Here is a 21,073-nt window from a genome sequence, read left to right as displayed (position 1 = left end):
CTGTTGAGGGTCTGCTGTCGAAGGCGCTGTGAGGTACCTGGTGCCCGGGTGGCCGGGATGGGGGTTCCAGCCCGAGTGATCGTAGTTTAGGTTAGCCTTACCTCATTAGCCACACCCGGAGGGGTCCCATGTCGTCGTCAAGACAGGCGCGAGCCATCGCCCGCGCCGGAGCCGTGGCCGTGCTCACCGCACTCGTCGGAGCACTGCTCCCCACGGCCGCCGCGCACGCCGATGACCGCACGGTCCAGGGCGGACGGCTCGACTGGGGCATCAAATCCTCCTTCCAGAGCTACGTCACCGGGCCCATCGCCCAGGGGAGTTCGACCCTCCAGGGCGGCGCCGCCACGGTCGGCGGCAGCCAGTTCCGCTTCCACTCGGCGAAGGGCTCGTATGACCCGGCCAGCGGGGCCTTCAGCGCCGGGTTCTCCGGAGGGGTGCACTTCCTCGGGCACAAGAAGGGCGGCTCGTACGAGCTCGACCTCACCATCAGCCGCCCCACGGTCAAGATCTCCGGCGGCTCCGGCACGCTCTACGCCGACATGGTCAGCAAGGAGAAGGGCACGGGCAAGGTCACGTCCACCGCCCAGGTGCCCCTTGCGACCCTCGGCATGTCCGGCATCAACATGAAGGGCGGATCGGGACCGATCGCGCTCAACAACCTCCCCGCGACGCTCACTTCCCAGGGAGCGAAGGCCTTCGCCGGGTACTACACGGCGGGCACCGAGCTCGACCGGGTGAGCCTGTCCACGGACCTCGCGGCGAAGTCCGGCTCCGACAAGCCGTCGAAGAAGCCCGCGCCGAAGCCCTCGAACTCAGGGAAGAAGGCGGAGGCGAAGAACGGCCGGATCGAGGACGCCGCCGTCGACTGGGGCGTGCGCCGCACCTTCCGCGAGTACGTCACAGGATCCATCGCCAAGGGTGAATGGAAACTGTCCGCCGGGGCCCAGGACGGCGGCGCGCTCTTCCGCTTCCCCCAGGGCGAGGGGACGTACGACAAGAAGAAGCAGACCCTCGACGCGGACTTCGCGGGCGCGGTGCGCTTCACCGGCGAACACGGCCTCGACCTCGCCCTGAGCAAGGTCGCCGTCGAGGTGAAGGACGGCAAGGGCACGCTCTCGGCGGACGTGCACAGCAAGGGCGACAAGGGCGTCACGCTGAAGAATGCGCCGCTGGTCACCTTCGCGGCCGAGGAGCTGAAGCCGAAGGACGGGCTCGTCTCCCTCACCGAAGTGCCGTCGAAGCTCACCGCCGACGGTGCCAAGGCGTTCGGCGGCATGTACAAGGCGGGCTCCGAGATGGACCCCCTCTCGCTCGCCGTCGCCCTCGACGCCGACGCGAAGCTGCCCGCGCTGCCGGACCTCGGCTCGTCCGCGAGCCCGACGCCGCGGGCGAAGAAGCCCGCCGAGCCGAAGACCGAGAACGCCGCCGACTCGTCCGACTCCTCGTCGCCCGCCGTGCCGATCGGCGTCGGGGCGGGCGTGGCGGTGCTGCTCGCAGCGGCGGTCACGTTCGGAGTCGTACGCAAACGGCGCGGCGCGGACAAGACCTGACGCCGCAGCACAGCACTACTGCACTGCACTCCACAGCACTGCACAGCACTTCACTTCGCCTCAGTTCAAGGAGACCACTGACCATGGCAGCCATTCGCCGCCCGATAGCCCTCGCCGCAGCAGCCGCCACCGCTGTGGCGCTCGGCGCCACCGTCCTGGCGGCCGTCCCCGCGTCCGCGGCCGAAGTGCCGCTGAAGGACTACCGGCTGACGTGGGGCGTCAAGGAGAGCTACCGCAGCTATGTGACCGGCATGGCGGCGGGGAAGATCACCGTCGCCGGCGGCGCCGAACAGGCCGCCGGGAACGGGCCGTTGAGCTTCGTCGACGGAGCGGGGACCTACGACTCCGAGAAGCACACCGTCGACCTGGCCTTCAAGGGCAGCGTGAACTTCACCTCCGAGCTGCACCGCTTCGACGTCAAGCTCACGGACGTCCGCTTCGACAGCGCCAAGGCGAAGATCACGGCCGACGTCACCAGAGAAGGAGGTACGCCCAAGGACGACGTGCCCCTCGCCGACGTCACCGTCACACGCACCATGGCCGACATGAAGACCAAGCTGACGAAGGAGGCGGACGAGGCGCTCGGCGGCGGTGGCCGGTACACGGGCGCGGAGGGCGACCCGCTGACCGTCGCGCCGAAGGCGCCTCCGACGGGCACCCCGACCCCGACGCCCACGCCGACACCCACGGGCAAGCCGACCTCGACGCCGAAGCCGACGGCCACCCCCACACCGACCGGCTCGACGACGGCCTCGCCCACTCCCGCCCCCACGTCGTCCACCTCGAAGCCCGCGCCTTCGGAGGAGTCGGGGAACGCGGGGGAGGCGGGGGAGGTTCACGACGGCTCGCTCGCCTGGGGTGTGAAGGAGAGCTTCCGCCGCTACATCGAGTCCGGCGGCGACGCCACGCTCTCCGGCGGCGCGGAGAAGAACGACAACGGCTACGACTTCCCGTACGCCAAGGGCGACGTGGACAGCGACGCGAAGAAGCTGAACGCGTCCTTCGGCGGCGCCGTCCGCTTCCAGTACAAGGCGCACGGCATCGACATGAAGTTCAGCGACATCAAGGTGGCGGCGGACGGCGCCAAGGGCACGCTGACCGTGGACGTCACCACGCCCAAGGGCACCAACAACGACGTGAAGTTCGCGACGCTCGACCTCTCCAAGGCGTCGTACGCGGCGAAGGACGACGTCGTCGTGCTCGACAAGGTGCCGGCGGCGTTCACCGCGGCGGGCGCGAAGCAGTTCGAGAGCGAGGACGCGCCGTCCGGCTACAAGGAGGGCGACGCGATCGACCCCGTGACGGTGGCGCTCTCGGTCGCCGAGGGCGCGGAGCTGCCGGGTGGCAGTGGCGGCTCTGGTTCCACCGGCGGTAGCACCGGAGGTGGAACCGGCGGGGCTTCGTCCGACCTCGGCGGAGGCGGCTCGGTCGGCGGGGGCACGGGCGGCTCCATGGCGTCCACGGGTGCGTCGGTGCCGACGGGCGCGCTGCTCGGAACGGCGGGCGCGATCGTTGCCGCGGGTGCGGGGGCGGTCTTCGTGGCTCGGCGCCGCACTTCCTGAGGATGCTTGAATGCCCGGGTGACAGAACTACTTGACGGACCGGACGTATTGGACGTCCTGCGAGTCTTCTGCGGGCCCGACGGCCGGTACGGCAATGAGCTGGGTGTCGTGCGGGACGGGGCCCGCGTGCCCGGGCGGGACGAGCGGCAGGCGGTTGCCGCGAAGCTCGGCTTCAGCGAGACGGTGTTCGTCGATGACCCCGAGCGCGGGGTCATCGACATCTACACCCCTACGCTGCGGCTGCCCTTCGCCGGGCACCCCTGCGTAGGTACGTCCTGGCTCCTCGACGTCCCTGAACTGGTTACGCCCGCGGGGGTCGTGGAGGCCCGCCAGGATGGGGAGTTCAGCTGGATCGCTGCGCGGGCGGAGTGGGCGCCGGGGCGGACGCTGCGTGCTTACGGCACCCCGGCCGAGGTGGACGCCCTCGCGGTGCCCCCGCCGGGGGAGTGGGTGTACGCGTGGGCGTGGGAGGACGAGGCGGCGGGGCGGGTCCGTGCGCGGGGCTTTCCTGGGCGGGATGACGGCATCCGGGAGGACGAGGCCACGGGGGCGGCGGCGCTTCTCCTGACGGAGCGTCTTGGCCGTGCGCTCAACATCACGCAGGGGCGCGGCTCACAGATCCTTACGGCGCCGGCGCCGGGTGGGGTGATTGAGGTGGGGGGACGGGTTCGGCTGGGTGGGGGTTGAGGTTTTGCCTCCGGCGGTTCTGTTCCCCGATCCCGCCCCTTCCCGAAACTGGGGCTCCGCCCCAGACCCCGGTCCTCAAACGCCGGACGGGCTGGATTTCCAGCCCGTCCGGCGTTTGAGGACGAACTCGGCGGAGCCGGTGATCGACGGTGCGCCTAAGCGGAGAGCGGGAACTCCTCCCCCAGCTCACGGAAAACCCGCGTATTCAAAGCGAAAGCGCGCTTGCACTCGTCCACGATCCGCTGCCGCTCCAGCTCATCGGGAACGACCTCCCCCAGCCCGTCCAGCAGCTCCCGATAGCCCCGCTTGAAAGCAGCGGGGTTGGCGATGCCTTCGAAGACGTAGAAACGGACCCCGTCGCCCTTCCGGGCGAACCCCCACGTCTGCTCCGCCTTGCCGCGGATGATCTGGCCGCCGGAGAGATCGCCGAGGTAGCGGGTGTAGTGGTGGGCCACATAACCGCCGGGCCACTCCCGCGCGCACTCCGCGACCCGCGCCGCGTACGCCGTCGTGGCGGGCAGCGGGGTGGCGGAAGACTTCCAGCCCGCGCCCCGCAGATGCGCGAGGTCCCGCTCCAGTTCCGCCACGCGCAGCAGCTCGGGCTGTATGAACGGTCCCGCGACCGGATCGCCCTTCAGGGCCTCCGCGCCCTCCTCCAGGGCGCGGTACACGAACCACAGCTGTTCCGTGTAGCGCGCGTACGCGTCGACGCCGAGCCTGCCGCCGAGCAGGTCGCTCATGAACGTCGAGGTCTCCGCCTCCGTGTGCTGCTCGTGCGACGCGGTGCGGATGACCGTCGAGAACGGTTCCATGAGGGACCTCCGAAGCCGAAGAAAGCGAGGAACGCCGAAGAAGCGCAGGAACCAGTGACGAACCGGTGACCTCCACCGATCATCCAAGTTAGGCTTACCTAAGTCAACTGGTTCCCGACGTCCTGTCGGTAAAACGCTACCCGCTCAGAGCTCAGGGAAGCGTAAGGATCTCCGCCCCGCTGTCCGTCACCACGAGCGTGTGCTCGAACTGCGCGGTCCGCTTGCGGTCCTTCGTCACCACGGTCCAGCCGTCCTCCCACATGTCGTACTCGTACGTGCCGAGGGTCAGCATCGGCTCGATCGTGAACGTCATGCCGGGCTGAATCACCGTCGTCGCGTGCGGGCTGTCGTAGTGCGGGACGATCAGGCCGGAGTGGAAGGACGTGTTGATGCCGTGGCCGGTGAAGTCGCGCACGACGCCGTAGCCGAAGCGCTTGGCGTACGACTCGATGACGCGGCCGATGATGTTGATCTGGCGGCCGGGCTTGACCGCCTTGATGGCGCGGTCGAGTGACTCCCGGGTCCGCTCCACGAGCAGGGTGGACTCCTCGTCGACGTCCCCGACCAGGTACGTGGCGTTGTTGTCGCCGTGCACCCCGCCGATGTACGCGGTCACGTCGAGGTTGATGATGTCGCCGTCGTTGAGGACGGTGGAGTCCGGGATGCCGTGGCAGATGACCTCGTTGACGGAGGTGCACAGCGACTTCTTGAAGCCGCGGTAGCCGAGCGTGGAGGGGTAGGCGCCGTGGTCGCACATGTACTCGTGGGCGACGCGGTCCAGCTCGTCGGTGGTCACCCCGGGCGCGATGTGCTTGGCGGCCTCGGCCATCGCGCGGGCGGCGATACGGCCCGCGGTGCGCATCAGCTCGATGGTCTCGGGGGTCTGCACCTCGGGCCCCGTGTACGGGGTGGGCGCGGGTTTCCCCACGTACTCCGGGCGCCTGATGTTTCCCGGAACGGGGCGGATGGGAGAGAGCTCCCCTGGTACGAGCAGTGACTGGCCAGACATGCAAGCGAGTCTAACCAGCGGTGGTGGGGCAGCATGGCGGGAGAGAGAGGAGCAGACCATGCCACTGTTCAAGAAGCGGACCGTCGGTAAACCGGGCGAGTGGTTCTACTGCCTGGAGCACAAGAAGGTCGAGGAGGGCCCCGACTGCCCGGGCAAGGACCGCTTCGGGCCGTACGCCTCCCGCGAGGAGGCCCAGCGGGCGATGGAGACCGCCGCCGAGCGGAACCTGGAGTGGGAGACCGACCCGAAGTGGCATGACAAGGAGGCCCGGGGCGAGGGGGGCAACGCCTGAGCCCGCCGCCGGGACGGTCCGTCAGCCCCGTCAAGCCGCTGCGGACACCTCCCGGCGCCGGACCGCGTCCTCGTCCGTGCTCGCGTCGTAACTGAGCAGCTTCGGCAGTACCGCCGTCAGAACGGCGACCGAGGCCACGCAGGCGATGCCGCCCGACCAGATGGCGCTGCGCGTGCCCGTCCAGCCGGCCGCCGCCCCCGCAGCTCGTCCGGGATGGTCTGGTTCCAGATGGTGGAGCGGCCGAGCCCGCTGACCATGTCGCCCGCGCCCGCGAGCGCCAGGCACACAAGAACCAGCCAGACGTTGCCGAACCACCCGGCCGCCGTGATTGAGCAGCAGCGAGCCGACCGCCCCGGCCGCGTACGCCCCCACTGCCTTAAGGGCGTGGGGGGACCCCCGGGCCCAGCGACCACTCCGCGTCAAGATCCTCCGCGAGGCCCCGCAAGGACGGCTCGTCCGCGTCGTGCGCGGGAGGCGCGGGGGCGATGCGGGTGCACAGGGCCACGGAGACGACGAAGGAGACCGGCAGCGGTCTCTGGCGGGGGCGCCTTCTGCTGGGAACTGGACCGCCGCTGCGCGGCGAATGTCTCCCTCCCACCCACCCGTTTGCCCTGCGGGGTAATCGGGTGGGTGGGCGGGAAAGATCCGCCGCGCAGCGGCGGCTCAGTTCCCAGCAGAAGGCGCCCCCGCCAGAGACCTCACCACCGCGCAGGCGGCGGCGCCGTCAGCTGGTCGGCCAGGCGGGACAAACGGTCGCGGAGCCGTCGGCGACCCCGCGCCGCCGGGAGCGAGTTCTCGCCCGCCGCCGCGCTCACCAGGTGCTGGACCATGTCCAGGTCGATGTCGGGCGACTCCGGCACCGGCAGGGCCTCGTGAGCCATGGCCCGCAGATCACCGTGCCCCGGACCCAGGGACAGTACCGTCGCGCCCGCCGCGCGGGCGTCGTGGACCCGCTCGAGCAGGTCCGCCCCCGGCGGCGGAGCAGGCGTGTCCGGCGCCACCACCAGCAGAGTCTCTCCCCGCCTCGCCGCCTCGATCCGGCCGAGCCCGGTCGAAAGGTGCGCGGGATCGCCGTCCCGCACCCGGTGGCGTACGAGCGTCGGTGTCAGTTCCGGCGTCCCGGACCACGCCGCCTCGTCCACGAGATGCGCGGCCAGATGCCACGGCTCGTACTCCTGGGTGCCCACCAGCAGGAGCCCCCCGCCGTGCGGCACGACGGAGGAACGCAGCGTCCCCGCGAAGCGGCGCGTGGCGCCCACCCACTCGGTTCCCGCGAGCACTTCGCGCAGCAGCGCGACCCGTACGGCGTCCATGGGGTCGCATCCTGCCTCAACGGACGAGTCGTCAGGCGGAGTTCACCGGGAATTCGTCCGGGGTGGGGACTGACCGGGGATGGCTGATGAGACATCTGTTCCCTTCCGGGCCGGACGCGAGGGCTACGCGAGCTTCCGGATCCCCGCTGTCGTGCGCACCAACTCCGCCACCCTGCTGGCCTTCTGCGAGGGGAGGGTCGGCTCGCAGGAGGACTTCGGCAACATCGACGTCGTACTGAAGCGGTCCAGCGACGGCGGCCGCACCTGGGGCCCGCTCCAGGTCGTCGTCCAGAACGGCGCCGACCTCGCGGGCAACCCCGCCCCCGTCGTCCTCACCACCGGACGGATCCTCCTCGTCCACGTCCGCAACGCCGCCGCCGCGACCGAGGACGCCATCCGCCGCGGCAAGGTGTCCGCCGCGAACGGGCGGCGGATCTGGGTGCGGCACAGCGACGACGACGGGCTGACCTGGTCGGCCGGCCGGGAGATCACCTCGCAGGTGAAGAAGGCGAGTTGGCGGTGGTACGCCACCACCCCCGGGCACGCCGTGCAGACCGCCTCGGGCCGGGTCGTCGTACCCGCCAACCACTCCCTGCCGCCCACCGGGACGGACAACGGCACCGAGGGCAAGTACAACGGCGGCCACTGCCTGCTCAGCGACGACCTCGGCCAGACCTGGCGCATCGGCTACGTCGACGACAACACCAACGGCTACGTGAACGTGAACGAGACCACCGCGGCCGAACTCCCCGACGGGCGGCTCTACTTCAACACTCGCAACGACTCCCCGGCCCCCGGCACCCGCGCCGACGCCCACTCCCTCGACGGCGGCCGGAGTCTCGTCAAGCCCTTCCGCCCGCAGGCCGGGCTCGTCGGCCCCGTCGTCGAGTGCAGCGTGCTCCAGCTGCGTACGCCGGACGTGCTGCTGTTCTCCGGGCCCGCCGACCCCGGCTTCCGTGCCCTGATGACGGTGCGCCGCAGCCGCGACGGAGGCACCACGTGGCAGGACGCGTACACCGTGGACGGGCTGCCCGCCGCGTACTCCGACCTCGTACGCGTCGACGACGAGACCGTCGGACTCCTCTACGAGACGGGAGACTTCAGCGCGTACGAGACCATCACGTTCCGGCGGATACCGGTGGCCGCGCTGGCCTGACTCGGGCGCGGGACGGGCGGTGAGTAAGGTCGGCCGCATGACCTCTAACGACAGTGTGCAGAAGGCTCCCGCCAAGGATCCCTGGGAGCTGCCCGACGTCTCCGGGCTCGTCGTCGGCGTGCTCGGCGGCACCGGTGACCAGGGCCGCGGCCTCGCCTACCGCCTGGCCCGCGCCGGCCAGAAGGTGATCATCGGCTCCCGCGCGGCCGAGCGCGCGCAGACCGCGGCCGACGAGCTCGGCCTCGGCGTCGAGGGCGCCGAGAACGCGGAGTGCGCGCGGCGCAGCGACATCGTGATCGTCGCCGTGCCGTGGGACGGGCACGGCAAGACCCTGGAAGCGCTGCGCGAGGAACTGAGCGGCAAGCTCGTCATCGACTGCGTGAACCCGCTCGGCTTCGACAAGAAGGGCGCCTACGCCCTGAAGCCCGAGGAGGGCAGCGCCGCCGAGCAGGCCGCCGCCCTGCTTCCGGACTCCCGGGTCACGGCCGCCTTCCACCACCTGTCGGCGGTCCTGCTCCAGGACCCGGCCGTCGAGGAGATCGACACCGACGTGATGGTCCTCGGCGAGGTCCGCGCCGACACGGACCTCGTCCAGGCGCTCGCCGCGCGGATCCCCGGTATGCGGGGCGTCTTCGCGGGGCGGCTTCGGGGCGCGCACCAGGTCGAGTCCCTCGTGGCCAACCTGATCTCCGTGAACCGGCGCTACAAGGCGCACGCGGGACTGCGCGTGACCGACGTCTAGGACGTAGCGGGCATGGGGGACACTGGGTGCGGGCGCCGTTTCGTACGGCGGCCCGCCCAGCATCCGGACCGACCTACGAACCACCCGGACCGACCCCCGACAGGAGCCGACCCCCATGCCCCGCCTCGCTCTCTACGCCCTCACGGTCTGCGCCCTCGCCGTCGTCGCGGCCGTGGTCTCCTTCGTCCAGGGCTACTGGATCGGCGTCATCTGGGTGCTGCTGGCCGGGCTCTCCTCGAACATGGCGTGGTACTACCTGCGTCGCGCGAAGACCGAGCGGGACGCCGGGCGCACCGCTACGGGCTGAGCGTGCAGTACTGGCTCGTGTCGCCGTCCCAGAAGCGGTAGAAGTCCCGGCCGCAGTACGTCTCCAGATCGGTGACGCCGAGGCCGCGCAGGATCGCGTCGATCGCGTCGAAGAAGGCGCCGTTGACCTCGGGGATCCACAGGATGCCGAAGACGGCGATCAGGCCGAACGGCGCGAACGGCTCCACCTGGCGGCGGATCTTGTGCGACAGCCAGGGCTCGATGACGCCGTACCCGTCCAGGCCCGGGATGGGCAGCGAGTTCAGGATCGCGGCCGTCACCTGGAGCAGGGCGAGGAACGCGAGCGCGAACCGGAACGTGTCCGGGACGCCGGAGAGCGCGTCCAGCCAGAAGGGCGCGGTGCACACGACGGCGAACGCCACGTTCGTGAGCGGTCCCGCGGCCGAGATCAGACTGTGCTTCCACTTGCCCCTGATGCGGCCCCGCTCGATGAAGACCGCGCCGCCGGGCAGGCCGATGCCGCCCATGATCACGAAGAGCACCGGAAGCACGATGCTGAGCAGCGCGTGCGTGTACTTCAGCGGATTGAGGGTCAGATAGCCCTTCGCTCCGACGGAGATGTCGCCGCTGTGCAGGGCGGTGCGCGCGTGCGCGTACTCGTGCAGACAGAGCGAGACGATCCAGGCCGCCGTCACGAAGAGGAAGACCGCCAGCCCCGGATTGTCCGCGAATCCGGTCCATGCGGCCCAGCCGGAGACCGCGGTGACGGCGGCGATCCCGAGGAAGACGGGGCTGACACGCCGGTCGCTGCGTCGGGTGGGAGCGGTGGTCATGGGGCGGGGCTCCTGGAGGTGGCGGGCCGGTTGTCGTACGGGACCGTACCCCGGCGTACGGAGAAAACGTCTCGCACTCCGTGGGGAGTTCCGGGGAGGGTGGGGGCATGGCGCTGTGGAACGTGATGTACGAGGACTGGCAGATGGAGTGCTGCGGGACACCGTTCTCCGTGGGGGACGAGGTGGCGTGGCAGTTGGAGGGTGGGCCACCGCTGTACTCCGTGGAGCGGCACGGCGAGGAAGGGCCGGACACCGTGGGGCGGGTGCGGTCGATCCAGATGGTGACGTGGGGCTTCGCGCGGCCGGCCGGCACGGACACCTTCGAGCCGGTGGAGGGCGAGGAGTGGCTCCGCCCGGTGGAGAGCTGCCCGAAGTGGTTCGTGGACCTGGCGGAAGGGAGCCGGGAGCAGGGGTACTTCCGGCGGGAGGTGGGGGTGCTGGTTTCGCTCGACGTACCGGATGATGCCGAGTGACCGGCGTCTTTCCTGATCCGCGGACCGGGAGGACAGCGGCCTGCCCAGCGATCGAAGCCGGGACCGGCGGTGTGTCACACCGGAACGCAGCCCGATGACGCCGAAGAGCGCCCCCGGCACCGGACGGTGATCGAGGTGCGCCTGCCCAGGGCAGCGCCCTGCACCGCTCCTCACCGCCACCAGAGACAATGGACCCCGTGCGCTACCGCATTCTCGGCACCACCCAGGCAGTCCACGCCGACGGCACCCCCATCGCCGTCGGCGGCCCAAGGCTGCGCGCCCTCCTGACGATCCTCGCCCTCCGCGTCCCCCGGACCGTCCCGGCCCAGGCGCTCGTCGACGAGGTGTGGCACGGCGATCCGCCCGCCGACGCGACCGGCGCGCTACAGGCCCTGGTGGGCCGCCTGCGCCGGGCCATCGGCTCCGGGGCGATCACCTCCACCGACGGCGGCTACCGGCTGTGCGCCGCGCCGGACGACATCGACCTCTACCGCTTCGACCGCCTCGCGGCCGAGGGTACGGACGCGCTCGGCGACGGCGACGCAGCCAAGGCGGCGGGGATCCTGGACGACGCGCTGGCCCTCTGGCAGGGCCCCGCGCTCGCCGACCTGCCGGACCGCACGGCGGAGGCGGCCCGGTGGGAGTCCCGCCGCCTCGAAGCCCACCGCGCCAGGCTGGCCGCGTCCCTCGCGCTCGGCCGGGCCGAGCAGGTGCTGCCCGAGCTCGCCGCCCTGTGCGAAAGCCACCCCCTCGACGAGCCGCTCCAGGCCCTGCGGCTGCGGGCGCTGCGCGACGCGGGCCGCCCGGCGCAGGCACTCGACGAGTACGACGGAGTACGCCGCCTCATCGCGGACCGCATCGGCGCCGACCCCGGACCCGAACTCCGCGCCCTCCACGAGGAGTTGCTGCACGCCGACGCCCCGAAGGCGCCTCCCGCGAGGACCCGCGCGGCGGAGAGACCGCAGGGCAACCTGCGGGCCAGGCTCACCTCCTTCGTCGGCCGCGAGGGCGACATCGAGGCCATCCGGGGCGACCTGGCGCGGGCCCGCCTCGTCACGCTGCTCGGGCCCGGCGGCGCCGGCAAGACGCGGCTCTCGCAGGAGGCCGCCGAGGCCCACGCCGATGGCGTGCCCGACGGCGTATGGCTGGCCGAACTCGCGCCGGTCGAGGACCCGGACGCGGTGCCCGAGGCGGTCCTCACCGCGCTCGGCGCCCGCGAGACGGTGCTGCGCGGCGCGGGCGCCGAAGAGCTGCGGGCGGTCTCGGAATGGCACGGCGACGACCCCGTCGTCCGGCTCACCGAGCACTGCGCGCCACGCCGCATGCTCCTGATCCTCGACAACTGCGAGCACGTCATCGACGCCGCGGCCCGCCTCGCGGACCGGCTGCTCGCGCACTGCCCCGGCCTCACGGTCCTCGCCACGAGCCGTGAACCCCTGGGCGTACCGGGGGAGTTGCTGCGCCCCGTGGAGCCGTTGCCGGAGCCGATCGCGCTGCGCCTGCTCGCGGACCGCGGCGCGGCGGCCCGGCCGGACTTCCGCGTCGAGGACGACCGGGCCGCGGCAGCGGAGATCTGCCGCCGCCTCGACGGCCTTCCGCTGGCCATCGAACTGGCCGCGGCCCGCCTGCGCATGCTCACCCCCCGGCAGATCGCCGACCGCCTCGACGACCGCTTCCGCCTCCTGACGAACGGCGCCCGCACGGTCCTGCCACGCCAGCAGACCCTGCGCGCGGTCGTCGACTGGTCCTGGGACCTCCTCGACACCCCCGAACGCACCGTCCTGCGCCGCCTCTCCGTCTTCGCGGGCGGCTGCGACCTGGCCGCCGCCGAAGCGGTGTGCGGGGCGCCCGCCGAGTCGCCCGACGTCGCCGACGTGCTCGGCTCCCTCGTCGACAAGTCCCTTGTCGTCGCCGCCCCTTCGCCGCAGGGCGTCATGCGCTACCGACAGCTCGAGACCGTCGGCGAGTACGCGAGGGAGCGGCTCGACGAGGCCGGTGACCGCGCCGCCGCCGAGCGGGCCCACCTGGTGTACTTCCGTGAGCTGGCCCGGCTGACCGAACCACGGCTGCGGGGCGGCGGACAGCGGGAGGCCGTCGAACGGCTCGAGGTCGAGTACGAGAATCTGCGCACCGCCCTGCGGCACGCCGTCGCCGCAGGGGAGGAGCAGGAGGCGCTCTGCCTCGTCCTCTCGCTCTCCTGGTTCTGGACGATCCGTGACCTGCGCATCGAGATCCGCAACTGGTCGCGCGATGTCGTCGCCCTCGGCCCCGACCCGTTCGCGCGCCCCGTCACCCCGGTGGAACCGCTCTACGAACGCTGCACGGACAACCCGCCGCCCATGCGCCCCGAGGTGCTGGCGGAGGCGCGGCGCGGTGTCCACCTCATCCAGCTCTCCTGCATGGACATGAACCTGGAGGCCTGGCAGACACCCGAGGCCGCCGAGAAACTCGCGGGCATCAGGGAGGCCTACCGGCCGGGTCTTCCGCAGACCTGCTGGTCGCCAGGGAGTTTGTGGTTCTTCGCTGTGCTGCTCGACGGGGACATCGACAAGCTGCACGTCATCATCGACGCGACCATCGCCACCTGCCGCGAGCGGGGATACGACTGGGAGCTCGCCGCGTCCTTGCAGCAGCGCGCCAACATCCTCGCCAACCGCGCCGACTGGGCGGGCGACGCCCGCCGTGACGCCGACGAGTCCCTGGAGATCTTCACCCGGCTCGGCGATGTGTGGGGCATGGCCGAGGCGCTCTCCTCGCGCGGCGAGGCCCATGAGCGGCGCGGCCGGTTCACCCTGGCCGCCGAGGACTTCGGCGCCGCCATCGAGCACGCGGAGCGGCTCGGCGCCCCCGCGCAGGTGAGCGTGCTCACGGCGCGGCTCGGCTCGGTGCTCGCCGAGGCGGGCGAACTTGCCCGGGGCGAGGAACTGCTCTGGTCGGTCCTGGAGCGCGACGGCAAGGCCGCCGCGAACTCCAGCGAGTCGCTGCCCGCCGCCCGCTTCTTCCTCGTCGACCTGCTGGCCCGCACCGGCCGCACCGCCGAGGCGCGCGAACAACTCCGGCTGCTCCGGGAGGAGTTCAAGGCCGTCGACTTCGTCATCTTCGAGGGCTTCATGCTGGGCGCGGAGGCCTGGATCAACGCCGTGGAGGGGCGTCACGCGGAGGCTCTCGCCACGTCGCGCGCCGCGCTCGACAAATCCCTCGACCCGCTCAGCAAGATGATGGCCCCGCAGATGACCTCCATCCACCTCACCACCGCCGCCCGCGCCCTGGCCGCCCTCGACGGCGGCCGGTACGCCCACGACGCGGCGCGGCTGATCGCCGCCGCCGACCGTGAGCTGCCGCCCGGCCACTTCGCGCCCGCCGCCGAGCGTGAGATCCACACGGCCGCCGAGGAGTCGGCACGCGGGGCACTGGGCGATGCCGCGTACGAGGCCGCGTACGCGGAAGGCGGCAGCCTCTCCGTGGAGGAGGCCGCCGCCCTCTGCGACACGTACATCGGCTGACGCGTCCGCGCTCAGCTCTTCGTGCGGAACTTGTGGATCGCGATCGGCGCCATCACCAGGGTGAGCACCGCCGACCAGCCGACCGTCACCCAGACGTCGTGTGCGGCCGGGCCGCCCACCATCAGGCCGCGCGCGGAGTCCGCGAGCGCCGACAGCGGGTTGTAGTCGGTGAAGCCCTGCAGCCAGCCCGGCATGGACTGGGTGGGTGCGAAGATCGACGAGCCGAACTGCAGCGGCATCAGGACCAGGAAGCCCATCGCCTGTACGGACTGGGCGCTCTTCATCGTGACGCCGAGTACGAGGAAGATCCACATGATCGACGAGCCGAAGAGCGCGGTGAGGCCGACGGCGGCGAGCAGTCCGCCCCAGTTCGTGATGTCGAAGCCCACCAGGACACCGACGATCATCATGATCGTCGTCGCGATGAGCATCCGCATCAGCTCCACCACGATCTTGGCGAAGAGCACCGAGCCCTGGCCGATCGGCAGGGTGCGGAAGCGGTCCATGATGCCGTTCTGGAAGTCCTGGTTGAAGCCCGTGCCGACGGCCATGGCGATGTTCATGCTCATCATCGCCATCATGCCCGGCACCACGTACTGCACGTAGGCGTCCTGACCGCCGCCGAGCGCCTGCCCGATGGAGCCGCCGAAGACGTACACGAACAGGAGCGTGAAGACGATCGGCATCAGGACCGCGTCGAACATCGACTCCGGGTCCTGCCGGATCCACAGCAGATTGCGGCGGACCAGGGCGCTGGTGTGGCGCACGTGGTCGCGAAGACCGATACGGGCGTCGGCCTCTCCCTGGTGGAGGGGCGGCGTGAGTGTGGTGGCGCTCATACGGCAACCTCCTCGAGTTCGGGGCGGGCGTCCTGCGGGGCGCTGGCCTTGTGGCCGGTGATGGAGAGGAACACCTCGTCCAGGCTGGGCAGTTCGGTGGCTATCGAGCCGATCGTGATGCCGCGCGCGGTGACCGCGCCGACCACGGCGGTGAGCTGCTCGTCGCTGAGGATCGGCACGAGGACCGTGCCGGACTCGACGTCCACGGTGGAGGTGGCGAGGCCGGTCAGGCCCATGTCGTCGAGCGCGCCGGCCAGCGGGCGCAGCTCCAGCGGGTCGGCCGGGCGGATGCGCAGGGTGCGGCCGCCGACCTTCGCCTTCAGCTCGTCGATGCCGCCGTTGGCGATGACCTTGCCGCGGTCGATGACGGTCAGCTCGGATGCGAGCTGCTCGGCCTCCTCCATGTACTGCGTGGTGAGCAGCACGGTGACGCCGTCGGTGACCATCCGCTTGACCTCGGCCCACACCTCGTTGCGGGTGCGGGGGTCGAGGCCGGTGGTCGGCTCGTCCAGGTAGAGGACCGAGGGGCTGCCGATCATCGACGCCGCGAGGTCGAGGCGGCGGCGCATGCCGCCGGAGTACGTCTTGGCGGGGCGGTTCGCCGCCTCGGTGAGGGAGAACCGCTCCAGCAGGGCGTCGGCCCTCGACCTGGCCTCCTTGCGGGAGAGGTCGAGGAGCCGCCCGATCATGTAGAGGTTCTCGCGCCCGGAGAGCTTCTCGTCCACGGAGGCGTACTGGCCGGTGAGGCCTATGACCCGGCGGAGCTGGCGGGGCTGCTTCACGACGTCGTACCCGGCCACGAAGGCGGAGCCCGAGTCCGGGACGACGAGGGTGGAGAGGCAGCGTACGAGGGTGGTCTTGCCGGCGCCGTTCGGGCCGAGCACGCCGAGGACGGTGCCTTCGCGTACGTCGAGGTCCACGCCGTCCAGTGCTTTGGTCTCGCCGTAGTGCTTGACCAGTCCCCTCACGGTGACGGCGCTTCCGGCGCCGCCGGGGGTGTTGTTGATTCGCGTCATGCCGGAAGAATGACACCCCCCACCGACAAACCACCGACATCCCACCTACACCTGGCCGGGGGGCCTGCAGCGGATTCCTGTCCCGCCGCTCCGCGGCGGATCTCCCGGGTGGGGGCTTGTCCGATCGCTCCCGCCGAGGTCGCCTCTGTCCCGCCGCTTCGCGCCGGATCTTCCCCACCCACCCACCCGATTGCCCCGGGGTCGCCCCGTGCCGGGTGGGGGTTTATCCGATCGCTCTCGCCGCGGCCGCTTCTGTCCCGCCGCTTCGCGACGGATCTTCCCCACCCACCCACCCGATTACCCCGGGGCAATCGGGTGGGTGGGCGGGAAACATCGCCGCGAAGCGGCGGACGAAAAGACCCGCACCCGTGCCCTCGGTAAAACGCCCCCCGGCGAGGAAAAAGCGGACAGCCCGTCGACGGGGGAAGTTCGACGGGCTGCCGGTGGTGCCGCTATGGCTCATAAGGCGGTGAGGAACCGCCCAGCGGTACTAGTGGACCGCATGCTCCCCGGAGGGAAACGCGCCGCCCACCACATCCTCCGCGAACGCCTTGGCCGCGCCACTCATCACGCCCCGCAGATCCGCGTACTGCTTCACGAAGCGCGGCATCTTGCCGCCGGTCAGGCCCAGCATGTCCGTCCAGACCAGGACCTGCGCGTCGCACGCCGCGCCCGCTCCGATCCCGACCGTCGGGATGTGCAGGGAGCGGGTGACCTCGGCCGCCAGCTCCGCGGGAACCAGTTCGAGGACCACCGCGAACGCGCCCGCGTCCTGCGCGGCCTTGGCATCGCTCAGAAGCCGGTGCGCCGCCTCGTCGCCGCGGCCCTGGACGCGGTAGCCCATGGTGTTCACGGACTGCGGCGTGAGGCCGAGGTGGGACATGACGGGGATGCCGGAGGAGACGAGCAGCTCGGTCTGGGGGAGCGAGCGCTCGCCGCCCTCCAGCTTCACCGCGCCGACCCCGGCCTCCTTCACCAGGCGCGTCGCCGAGCGAAGGGCCTGGACCGGGCCTTCCTGGTACGACCCGAAGGGCAGGTCGCCGACGATCAGGGCACGCGACGTGCCCCGTACGACGGCCGCGGAGAGCATGGTCATCTCGTCGAGGGTGACGGGCACGGTCGTCTCGTACCCGAGGTGGCAGTTGCCCGCCGAGTCGCCGACCAGCATCACGGGGATGCCGGCCTCGTCGAAGACGGACGCGGTCATGGCGTCGTACGCGGTGAGCATGGGCCACTTCTCGCCCCGCTCCTTGGCGGCGGCGATGTCCCGCACGGTGATGCGGCGGGTGCTCTTGCCTCCGTACAGCGCCTTGCTGCTGTCGGTGGACTGGCTCGCGGGCCCCGCAGGCTGGTTCTGGGCAGCCGAAAGTTGCGTCATCGCAACGGCTCCTTCTCTCATCTCGAGGCGCCCTGACGGCGTCCCCGGATCACTTCCATGGTGGCACCGCGCGCCGCCCGTCGGCTAGTGGGCCCCTCGGTAAAGTCTTTACAATACGAGACGGTGTCGTATCGAAATGCCTTTAGTGTGGGAGCCATGTCTACTCCCGCCGTCTCCACCCCACGCATTCCGGAAGCCGTCCACCGGCGCCGGTGGGCGATCCTCGGCGTCCTGATGCTGAGCCTGCTGATCGTGGTGCTCGACAACTCGATCCTGAACGTCGCCATCAAGACCATCTCGACCCCGGAGCCCACGGGCCTCGGCGCCACCCAGGGCGACCTGGAGTGGGCCATCAACTCCTACACCCTGGTCTTCGCCGGGCTGCTCTTCACGGCGGGCCTGCTCGGCGACCGGCTGGGCCGCAAGAAGATACTGATCGCGGGCCTCGCCGTCTTCGGCATCGGCTCCGCGCTCGCCGCCGAGTCCGGCTCACCCGTCCAACTCATCCTGTTCCGCGCGGTGATGGGCCTCGGCGCCGCCTTCGTGATGCCCGCCACCCTCGCCGTCCTGATGAACGTCTTCGAGCGCGACGAACAGCCCAAGGCCATCGGCATCTGGGCGGGCGGCGTCGGCCTCGCCATCGCGATCGGGCCCATCACCGGCGGCGTACTCCTCGACCACTTCTGGTGGGGCTCGGTCTTCCTGGTGAACGTGCCGATCGTGATCGTCGCGATCGGCCTGATGATCTGGCTCGTGCCCGAATCCCGCGACCCGAAGCCGGGCCGGATCGACCTGGTGGGCGTGGCCCTGTCCGTCGTCGGCCTCGTCCTGCTCGTCTACGGCATCATCAAGGGCGGCCAGCTGGCCGACTTCACCGACCCCGCCGTCATCGGGACCGTCGTCGCGGGCCTCGCCGTACTCGTCGGCTTCGTGCTGTACGAGAAGCGCAGCGACCATCCGTCCATCGACATCTCGTACTTCAAGAACCGCGTCTTCTCGGCGGCCATCAGCTCCCTCGCGCTCGTCTTCTTCGCGCTGATGGGCGTGACGTTCTTCGCGGTCTTCTACACGCAGAGCGTGCGCGGCTACTCACCGCTGCAGACCGGCCTGTTGATGCTGCCGCTCGCCGCGGCGCAGCTCATCTTCGCGCCGCGGGCCCGTCTCGTCGTGGACCGTTTCGGCGTCCGCGCCGTGTGCACGGGCGGGCTGCTGCTCCTGGCCGCGATGCTCGCCGCGTTCACGACGCTCGAAGCCGATACGCCGATCTGGATCCTGGAGGTCATCTTCTTCCTGATGGGCACCGGCATGGCGCACATCATGACGCCCGCCAGTGTCGTCATCATGCAGGCGCTGCCCCGCGAGAAGGCGGGCTCCGCATCCGCCCTGAGCAACACCTTCCGGCAGGTCGGCGGCGCCCTGGGCATCGCGGTGCTCGGCTCCGTCCTCTCCGCGGCCTACCGCAGCGGCGTCGAGGACAAGCTCACGCTCCTGCCCGCCGACGCGCGGCACGCGGCGGGCGAGTCCATCGAGGCCACCCTCGGCGTCGCGGCCAAGCTCGGCCCGCGCGGTGAACCGCTGGTGACCGCGGCCCACGACTCCTTCCTGCACGCCATGCACATCACGGCACTCTGCGGCGCGGGCGTCGCCCTGATCGGCGTCGTGGTCGTCGCCTTGTTCCTGCCGGGCCGCGCGCCCCAGGAGCCGGAGGCGGAGCGCCCGGAGGCCGACCCCGTGGGCGCGGGGCGCTGACCGGGGCAGGGGAGAATCGCCACGGCAGAGCGCCGGACGACGAGAGACGGAGTTGATGTGGCCAGCATCACCAAAGGCGTCCGGGGGCGCCCCCGCAGCGAGGCCGTGGAGCGGTCGATCGTCGAGGGTGTCCTGAAGATGATCGAGGACGGTGTGCCCCTCACCGATCTCTCCATCGAGCGGATCGCCCGCACGGCGGGCGTGGGCAAGGCCACCATCTACCGCCGCTGGAGCGGCAAGGAGGAACTCTTCGTCGACGTCATGCGCAGCCTGGACGAGCCGCCGCCCGAGCTGGCCGGGGAATCCATGCGCGGCGACCTCACCACCCTCCTCGACCACGTGCGCAGACGCGGCGTGAACCTGCGGTCGTCCGCGCTGCTGCACAACGTCTTCGCGCAGGCGAAGAGCCTGCCGAAGCTGTGGGACGCCTACCAGCAGACCGTCATCGAGCCGCAGCGCCGCGTCATGCTCGACGTGCTGCGCCGGGGCGTCGAGAACGGCGAACTGCGCGCCGACGTCGACCTGCTGCTGGCCAACGACCTCATCGTCGGACCCATGCTCGCGCGCACCGTCCTGCGCTCCGACGCGCCGCTCGACGACGACCTCGCCGAGCGGATCGTGGACACCGTGCTCGCGGGGCTGCGGCCCCCGCTGCGGCCCACGGGGTGAATGTGCGCGTTTCGTCACAGCGGCCCGTTGTGCGGGGAGATGCGGAACCCGCCGCGCCGCCCCGCTCGTCCTCGTCCCGTACGGCCGTCACGGACGGCGGGGAGACACCGGATCATCGCCTAGGGTTTCAGGGGCGAGGACGGTTGCACGGCACCAGTGAGGCGACGAGCGTATGGCGCAGGCGTATGTGACGGAGACGGGCAGCGGCGGCTCGGAACCTGACCGCCAGGGGTCTCGGTTCCGGCGCCTGGTCGACGGATGGCGGGGCGACCGGGGCATCTGGAGGCGCGGGCTCGTCACGGCCGGTGTCGCGGTGCTGCTCGCCCTGGTGATGCTCTTCCACGCGCAGATCCCGAACGGTGTCGGCAACCTCGGCAGCCTCATCGAGACGTTCCTGCCCTGGCTCGGCGTCCTGATCCCGGTGCTGCTCGTCGTCGGCTTCGTCCGCAAGTCCGCCACGGCGCTGGTCGCCGTGCTGCTGCCCTCGGTCATCTGGGTCAGCTCCTTCGGCGGCCTGATCACCGGCAAGTCCGGCACCGGCGGCGATCTGACGGTCGCCACCCACAACGTGAACGCGGAGAACGCCGACCCGGCGGGCACCGCCCGTGACGTCGCCGCTTCCGGCGCCGAGGTCGTGGCCCTGGAGGAGCTCACGGCGGACGCCGTCCCGACGTACGAGAAGGCCCTGGCCGGCACGTACAAGTACCACTCGGTGCAGGGCACGGTCGGCTTGTGGAGCAAGTACCCCCTGACCGGCACCAAGCCCGTCGACATCAAGCTGGGCTGGACGCGCGCGATGCGCACCACGGTCAACAGCCCCAAGGGCGAGGTCGCCGTCTACGTCGCCCACCTGCCGTCGGTGCGGGTCAAGCTGGACGCCGGCTTCACCGCCAACCAGCGTGACGCGAGCGCGGACGCGCTGGGCGAGGCGATCGCCGACGAGCAGGTCTCCAAGGTCGTGCTGCTCGGGGACCTGAACGGCACGATGAACGACCGGGCCCTGAACGCGGTCACCTCACAGATGCGCTCCACGCAGGGCGCGGCGGGCGACGGCTTCGGCTTCAGCTGGCCCGCTTCGTTCCCGATGGCGCGGATCGACCAGATCATGGTGAAGGGCGTCGAGCCGCTGTCGTCGTGGACGCTCCCGGAGACGGGCAGCGATCACCTGCCGATCGCGGCGCGCGTCGAGCTGTAGCCCCCGGGCAGCGTCCCGGACATCTGCT

General features: G+C 71.1%; 19 protein-coding genes and 1 pseudogene. 12 read left to right on the top strand and 8 right to left on the bottom strand.

The window, feature by feature from the left end:
• The first annotated feature begins 128 nt into the window (after nt 1–128).
• The 3 genes from ACWGI2_RS11460 (at nt 129) to ACWGI2_RS11450 (ending at nt 3,799) form a co-directional block, all read left to right on the top strand.
• On the top strand, nt 129–1,550 hold the full coding sequence (locus ACWGI2_RS11460) for an HtaA domain-containing protein (RefSeq protein WP_453695017.1): 1,422 nt from the start codon (nt 129–131) through the stop codon (nt 1,548–1,550).
• 83 nt (nt 1,551–1,633) lie between these two features.
• Nucleotides 1,634–3,112 carry an HtaA domain-containing protein gene (locus ACWGI2_RS11455; protein WP_453695016.1) on the top strand — a complete coding sequence of 493 codons (1,479 nt, stop codon included), beginning with the start codon at nt 1,634–1,636 and terminating at the stop codon, nt 3,110–3,112.
• Between the two features lie 18 nt (nt 3,113–3,130).
• Nucleotides 3,131–3,799 (top strand): PhzF family phenazine biosynthesis protein, encoded by a 669-nt coding sequence (locus tag ACWGI2_RS11450; RefSeq protein ID WP_453695015.1) that lies wholly within the window; start codon nt 3,131–3,133, stop codon nt 3,797–3,799.
• 155 nt (nt 3,800–3,954) lie between these two features.
• Here ACWGI2_RS11450 and ACWGI2_RS11445 read toward each other — a convergent pair whose 3' ends face one another.
• Nucleotides 3,955–4,611, bottom strand: coding sequence for a biliverdin-producing heme oxygenase (locus ACWGI2_RS11445; protein WP_453695014.1), 657 nt, complete (start codon nt 4,609–4,611; stop codon nt 3,955–3,957).
• A 151-nt stretch (nt 4,612–4,762) separates the two neighbouring features.
• Nucleotides 4,763–5,620 (bottom strand): type I methionyl aminopeptidase, encoded by an 858-nt coding sequence (gene map / locus ACWGI2_RS11440; protein WP_453695013.1) that lies wholly within the window; start codon nt 5,618–5,620, stop codon nt 4,763–4,765.
• 58 nt (nt 5,621–5,678) lie between these two features.
• Between map and ACWGI2_RS11435 the strand changes: the two genes are divergently transcribed.
• Nucleotides 5,679–5,912: a hypothetical protein gene (locus ACWGI2_RS11435; protein WP_453695012.1), complete on the top strand. Its 234-nt coding sequence runs from the start codon at nt 5,679–5,681 to the stop codon at nt 5,910–5,912.
• Between the two features lie 30 nt (nt 5,913–5,942).
• On the opposite strand, the pseudogene ACWGI2_RS11430 reads toward ACWGI2_RS11435, so the two are convergent.
• Together ACWGI2_RS11430 and ACWGI2_RS11425 are read right to left on the bottom strand one after the other, a co-directional pair.
• Nucleotides 5,943–6,432, bottom strand: a pseudogene (locus ACWGI2_RS11430) (MFS transporter); the annotation flags it as partial.
• Between the two features lie 178 nt (nt 6,433–6,610).
• On the bottom strand, nt 6,611–7,225 hold the full coding sequence (locus tag ACWGI2_RS11425; protein WP_453395236.1) for a hypothetical protein: 615 nt from the start codon (nt 7,223–7,225) through the stop codon (nt 6,611–6,613).
• 79 nt (nt 7,226–7,304) lie between these two features.
• Here ACWGI2_RS11425 and ACWGI2_RS11420 point away from each other — a divergent pair, with 79 nt between their 5' ends.
• From ACWGI2_RS11420 to ACWGI2_RS11410, 3 genes are all read left to right on the top strand, one after another.
• A complete protein-coding gene (locus ACWGI2_RS11420; protein WP_453695011.1) occupies nt 7,305–8,381 on the top strand; it encodes a sialidase family protein in 1,077 nt (358 codons plus the stop codon).
• A gap of 37 nt (nt 8,382–8,418) precedes the next feature.
• Nucleotides 8,419–9,123, top strand: a complete 705-nt coding sequence (gene npdG, locus ACWGI2_RS11415; RefSeq protein WP_453695010.1) for an NADPH-dependent F420 reductase — start codon at nt 8,419–8,421, stop codon at nt 9,121–9,123.
• Between the two features lie 115 nt (nt 9,124–9,238).
• Complete coding sequence (locus ACWGI2_RS11410) at nt 9,239–9,430, top strand: hypothetical protein (RefSeq protein WP_453395233.1); 192 nt, start codon at nt 9,239–9,241, stop codon at nt 9,428–9,430.
• Here ACWGI2_RS11410 and ACWGI2_RS11405 read toward each other — a convergent pair.
• Nucleotides 9,420–10,223 (bottom strand): site-2 protease family protein, encoded by an 804-nt coding sequence (locus ACWGI2_RS11405; protein ID WP_453395232.1) that lies wholly within the window; start codon nt 10,221–10,223, stop codon nt 9,420–9,422. The genes ACWGI2_RS11410 and ACWGI2_RS11405 overlap by 11 nt on opposite strands.
• 107 nt (nt 10,224–10,330) lie before the next feature.
• Here ACWGI2_RS11405 and ACWGI2_RS11400 point away from each other — a divergent pair, with 107 nt between their 5' ends.
• Nucleotides 10,331–10,696, top strand: coding sequence for a DUF6578 domain-containing protein (locus ACWGI2_RS11400; protein ID WP_453695009.1), 366 nt, complete (start codon nt 10,331–10,333; stop codon nt 10,694–10,696).
• Nucleotides 10,697–10,884: 188 nt separating this feature from the next.
• Entirely contained in the window at nt 10,885–14,199 is a 3,315-nt protein-coding gene (locus tag ACWGI2_RS11395) for a BTAD domain-containing putative transcriptional regulator (protein ID WP_453695008.1), read from the top strand.
• Nucleotides 14,200–14,210: 11 nt separating this feature from the next.
• Here the strand turns inward: ACWGI2_RS11395 and ACWGI2_RS11390 are convergent, their stop codons facing one another.
• From ACWGI2_RS11390 to panB, 3 genes are all read right to left on the bottom strand, one after another.
• Entirely contained in the window at nt 14,211–15,038 is an 828-nt protein-coding gene (locus ACWGI2_RS11390) for an ABC transporter permease (RefSeq protein ID WP_453395229.1), read from the bottom strand.
• Nucleotides 15,035–16,054, bottom strand: coding sequence for an ATP-binding cassette domain-containing protein (locus ACWGI2_RS11385; RefSeq protein ID WP_453395228.1), 1,020 nt, complete (start codon nt 16,052–16,054; stop codon nt 15,035–15,037). Before ACWGI2_RS11385 ends, ACWGI2_RS11390 begins: the two co-directional genes overlap by 4 nt.
• A gap of 490 nt (nt 16,055–16,544) precedes the next feature.
• Complete coding sequence (gene panB, locus ACWGI2_RS11380; RefSeq protein ID WP_453395227.1) at nt 16,545–17,432, bottom strand: 3-methyl-2-oxobutanoate hydroxymethyltransferase; 888 nt, start codon at nt 17,430–17,432, stop codon at nt 16,545–16,547.
• 156 nt (nt 17,433–17,588) lie between these two features.
• Between panB and ACWGI2_RS11375 the strand changes: the two genes are divergently transcribed.
• The 3 genes from ACWGI2_RS11375 to ACWGI2_RS11365 all read left to right on the top strand — a co-directional run bounded on the left by ACWGI2_RS11375 (nt 17,589) and on the right by ACWGI2_RS11365 (nt 21,045).
• Nucleotides 17,589–19,181 (top strand): MFS transporter, encoded by a 1,593-nt coding sequence (locus ACWGI2_RS11375; RefSeq protein ID WP_453395226.1) that lies wholly within the window; start codon nt 17,589–17,591, stop codon nt 19,179–19,181.
• A gap of 138 nt (nt 19,182–19,319) precedes the next feature.
• Nucleotides 19,320–19,850 (top strand): TetR/AcrR family transcriptional regulator, encoded by a 531-nt coding sequence (locus ACWGI2_RS11370; protein ID WP_453695726.1) that lies wholly within the window; start codon nt 19,320–19,322, stop codon nt 19,848–19,850.
• Between the two features lie 172 nt (nt 19,851–20,022).
• Nucleotides 20,023–21,045 (top strand): endonuclease/exonuclease/phosphatase family protein, encoded by a 1,023-nt coding sequence (locus ACWGI2_RS11365; protein ID WP_453695007.1) that lies wholly within the window; start codon nt 20,023–20,025, stop codon nt 21,043–21,045.
• Nucleotides 21,046–21,073 lie beyond the last annotated feature (28 nt).

The organism is Streptomyces sp. NPDC054866 (genome assembly GCF_053610745.1).
The sequence above is the reverse complement of the archived record's forward strand: the minus strand, read 5'-3'. Positions and strand labels throughout refer to the sequence as shown.

What these genes read in the sequence shown, in the direction of transcription:
- ACWGI2_RS11365 (WP_453695007.1), top strand. Translation starts at nt 20,023, where the DNA reads ATGGCGCAGGCGTATGTGACGGAGACGGGCAGCGGCGGCTCGGAACCT.
- ACWGI2_RS11385 (WP_453395228.1), bottom strand. Translation starts at nt 16,054, where the DNA reads ATGACGCGAATCAACAACACCCCCGGCGGCGCCGGAAGCGCCGTCACC.
- ACWGI2_RS11460 (WP_453695017.1), top strand. Translation starts at nt 129, where the DNA reads ATGTCGTCGTCAAGACAGGCGCGAGCCATCGCCCGCGCCGGAGCCGTG.
- ACWGI2_RS11400 (WP_453695009.1), top strand. Translation starts at nt 10,331, where the DNA reads ATGGCGCTGTGGAACGTGATGTACGAGGACTGGCAGATGGAGTGCTGC.
- ACWGI2_RS11395 (WP_453695008.1), top strand. Translation starts at nt 10,885, where the DNA reads ATGGACCCCGTGCGCTACCGCATTCTCGGCACCACCCAGGCAGTCCAC.
- ACWGI2_RS11405 (WP_453395232.1), bottom strand. Translation starts at nt 10,223, where the DNA reads ATGACCACCGCTCCCACCCGACGCAGCGACCGGCGTGTCAGCCCCGTC.
- ACWGI2_RS11425 (WP_453395236.1), bottom strand. Translation starts at nt 7,225, where the DNA reads ATGGACGCCGTACGGGTCGCGCTGCTGCGCGAAGTGCTCGCGGGAACC.
- ACWGI2_RS11375 (WP_453395226.1), top strand. Translation starts at nt 17,589, where the DNA reads ATGTCTACTCCCGCCGTCTCCACCCCACGCATTCCGGAAGCCGTCCAC.
- ACWGI2_RS11390 (WP_453395229.1), bottom strand. Translation starts at nt 15,038, where the DNA reads ATGAGCGCCACCACACTCACGCCGCCCCTCCACCAGGGAGAGGCCGAC.
- panB (WP_453395227.1), bottom strand. Translation starts at nt 17,432, where the DNA reads ATGACGCAACTTTCGGCTGCCCAGAACCAGCCTGCGGGGCCCGCGAGC.
- ACWGI2_RS11445 (WP_453695014.1), bottom strand. Translation starts at nt 4,611, where the DNA reads ATGGAACCGTTCTCGACGGTCATCCGCACCGCGTCGCACGAGCAGCAC.
- ACWGI2_RS11435 (WP_453695012.1), top strand. Translation starts at nt 5,679, where the DNA reads ATGCCACTGTTCAAGAAGCGGACCGTCGGTAAACCGGGCGAGTGGTTC.
- map (WP_453695013.1), bottom strand. Translation starts at nt 5,620, where the DNA reads ATGTCTGGCCAGTCACTGCTCGTACCAGGGGAGCTCTCTCCCATCCGC.
- ACWGI2_RS11455 (WP_453695016.1), top strand. Translation starts at nt 1,634, where the DNA reads ATGGCAGCCATTCGCCGCCCGATAGCCCTCGCCGCAGCAGCCGCCACC.
- ACWGI2_RS11420 (WP_453695011.1), top strand. Translation starts at nt 7,305, where the DNA reads ATGGCTGATGAGACATCTGTTCCCTTCCGGGCCGGACGCGAGGGCTAC.
- npdG (WP_453695010.1), top strand. Translation starts at nt 8,419, where the DNA reads ATGACCTCTAACGACAGTGTGCAGAAGGCTCCCGCCAAGGATCCCTGG.
- ACWGI2_RS11410 (WP_453395233.1), top strand. Translation starts at nt 9,239, where the DNA reads ATGCCCCGCCTCGCTCTCTACGCCCTCACGGTCTGCGCCCTCGCCGTC.
- ACWGI2_RS11370 (WP_453695726.1), top strand. Translation starts at nt 19,320, where the DNA reads ATGATCGAGGACGGTGTGCCCCTCACCGATCTCTCCATCGAGCGGATC.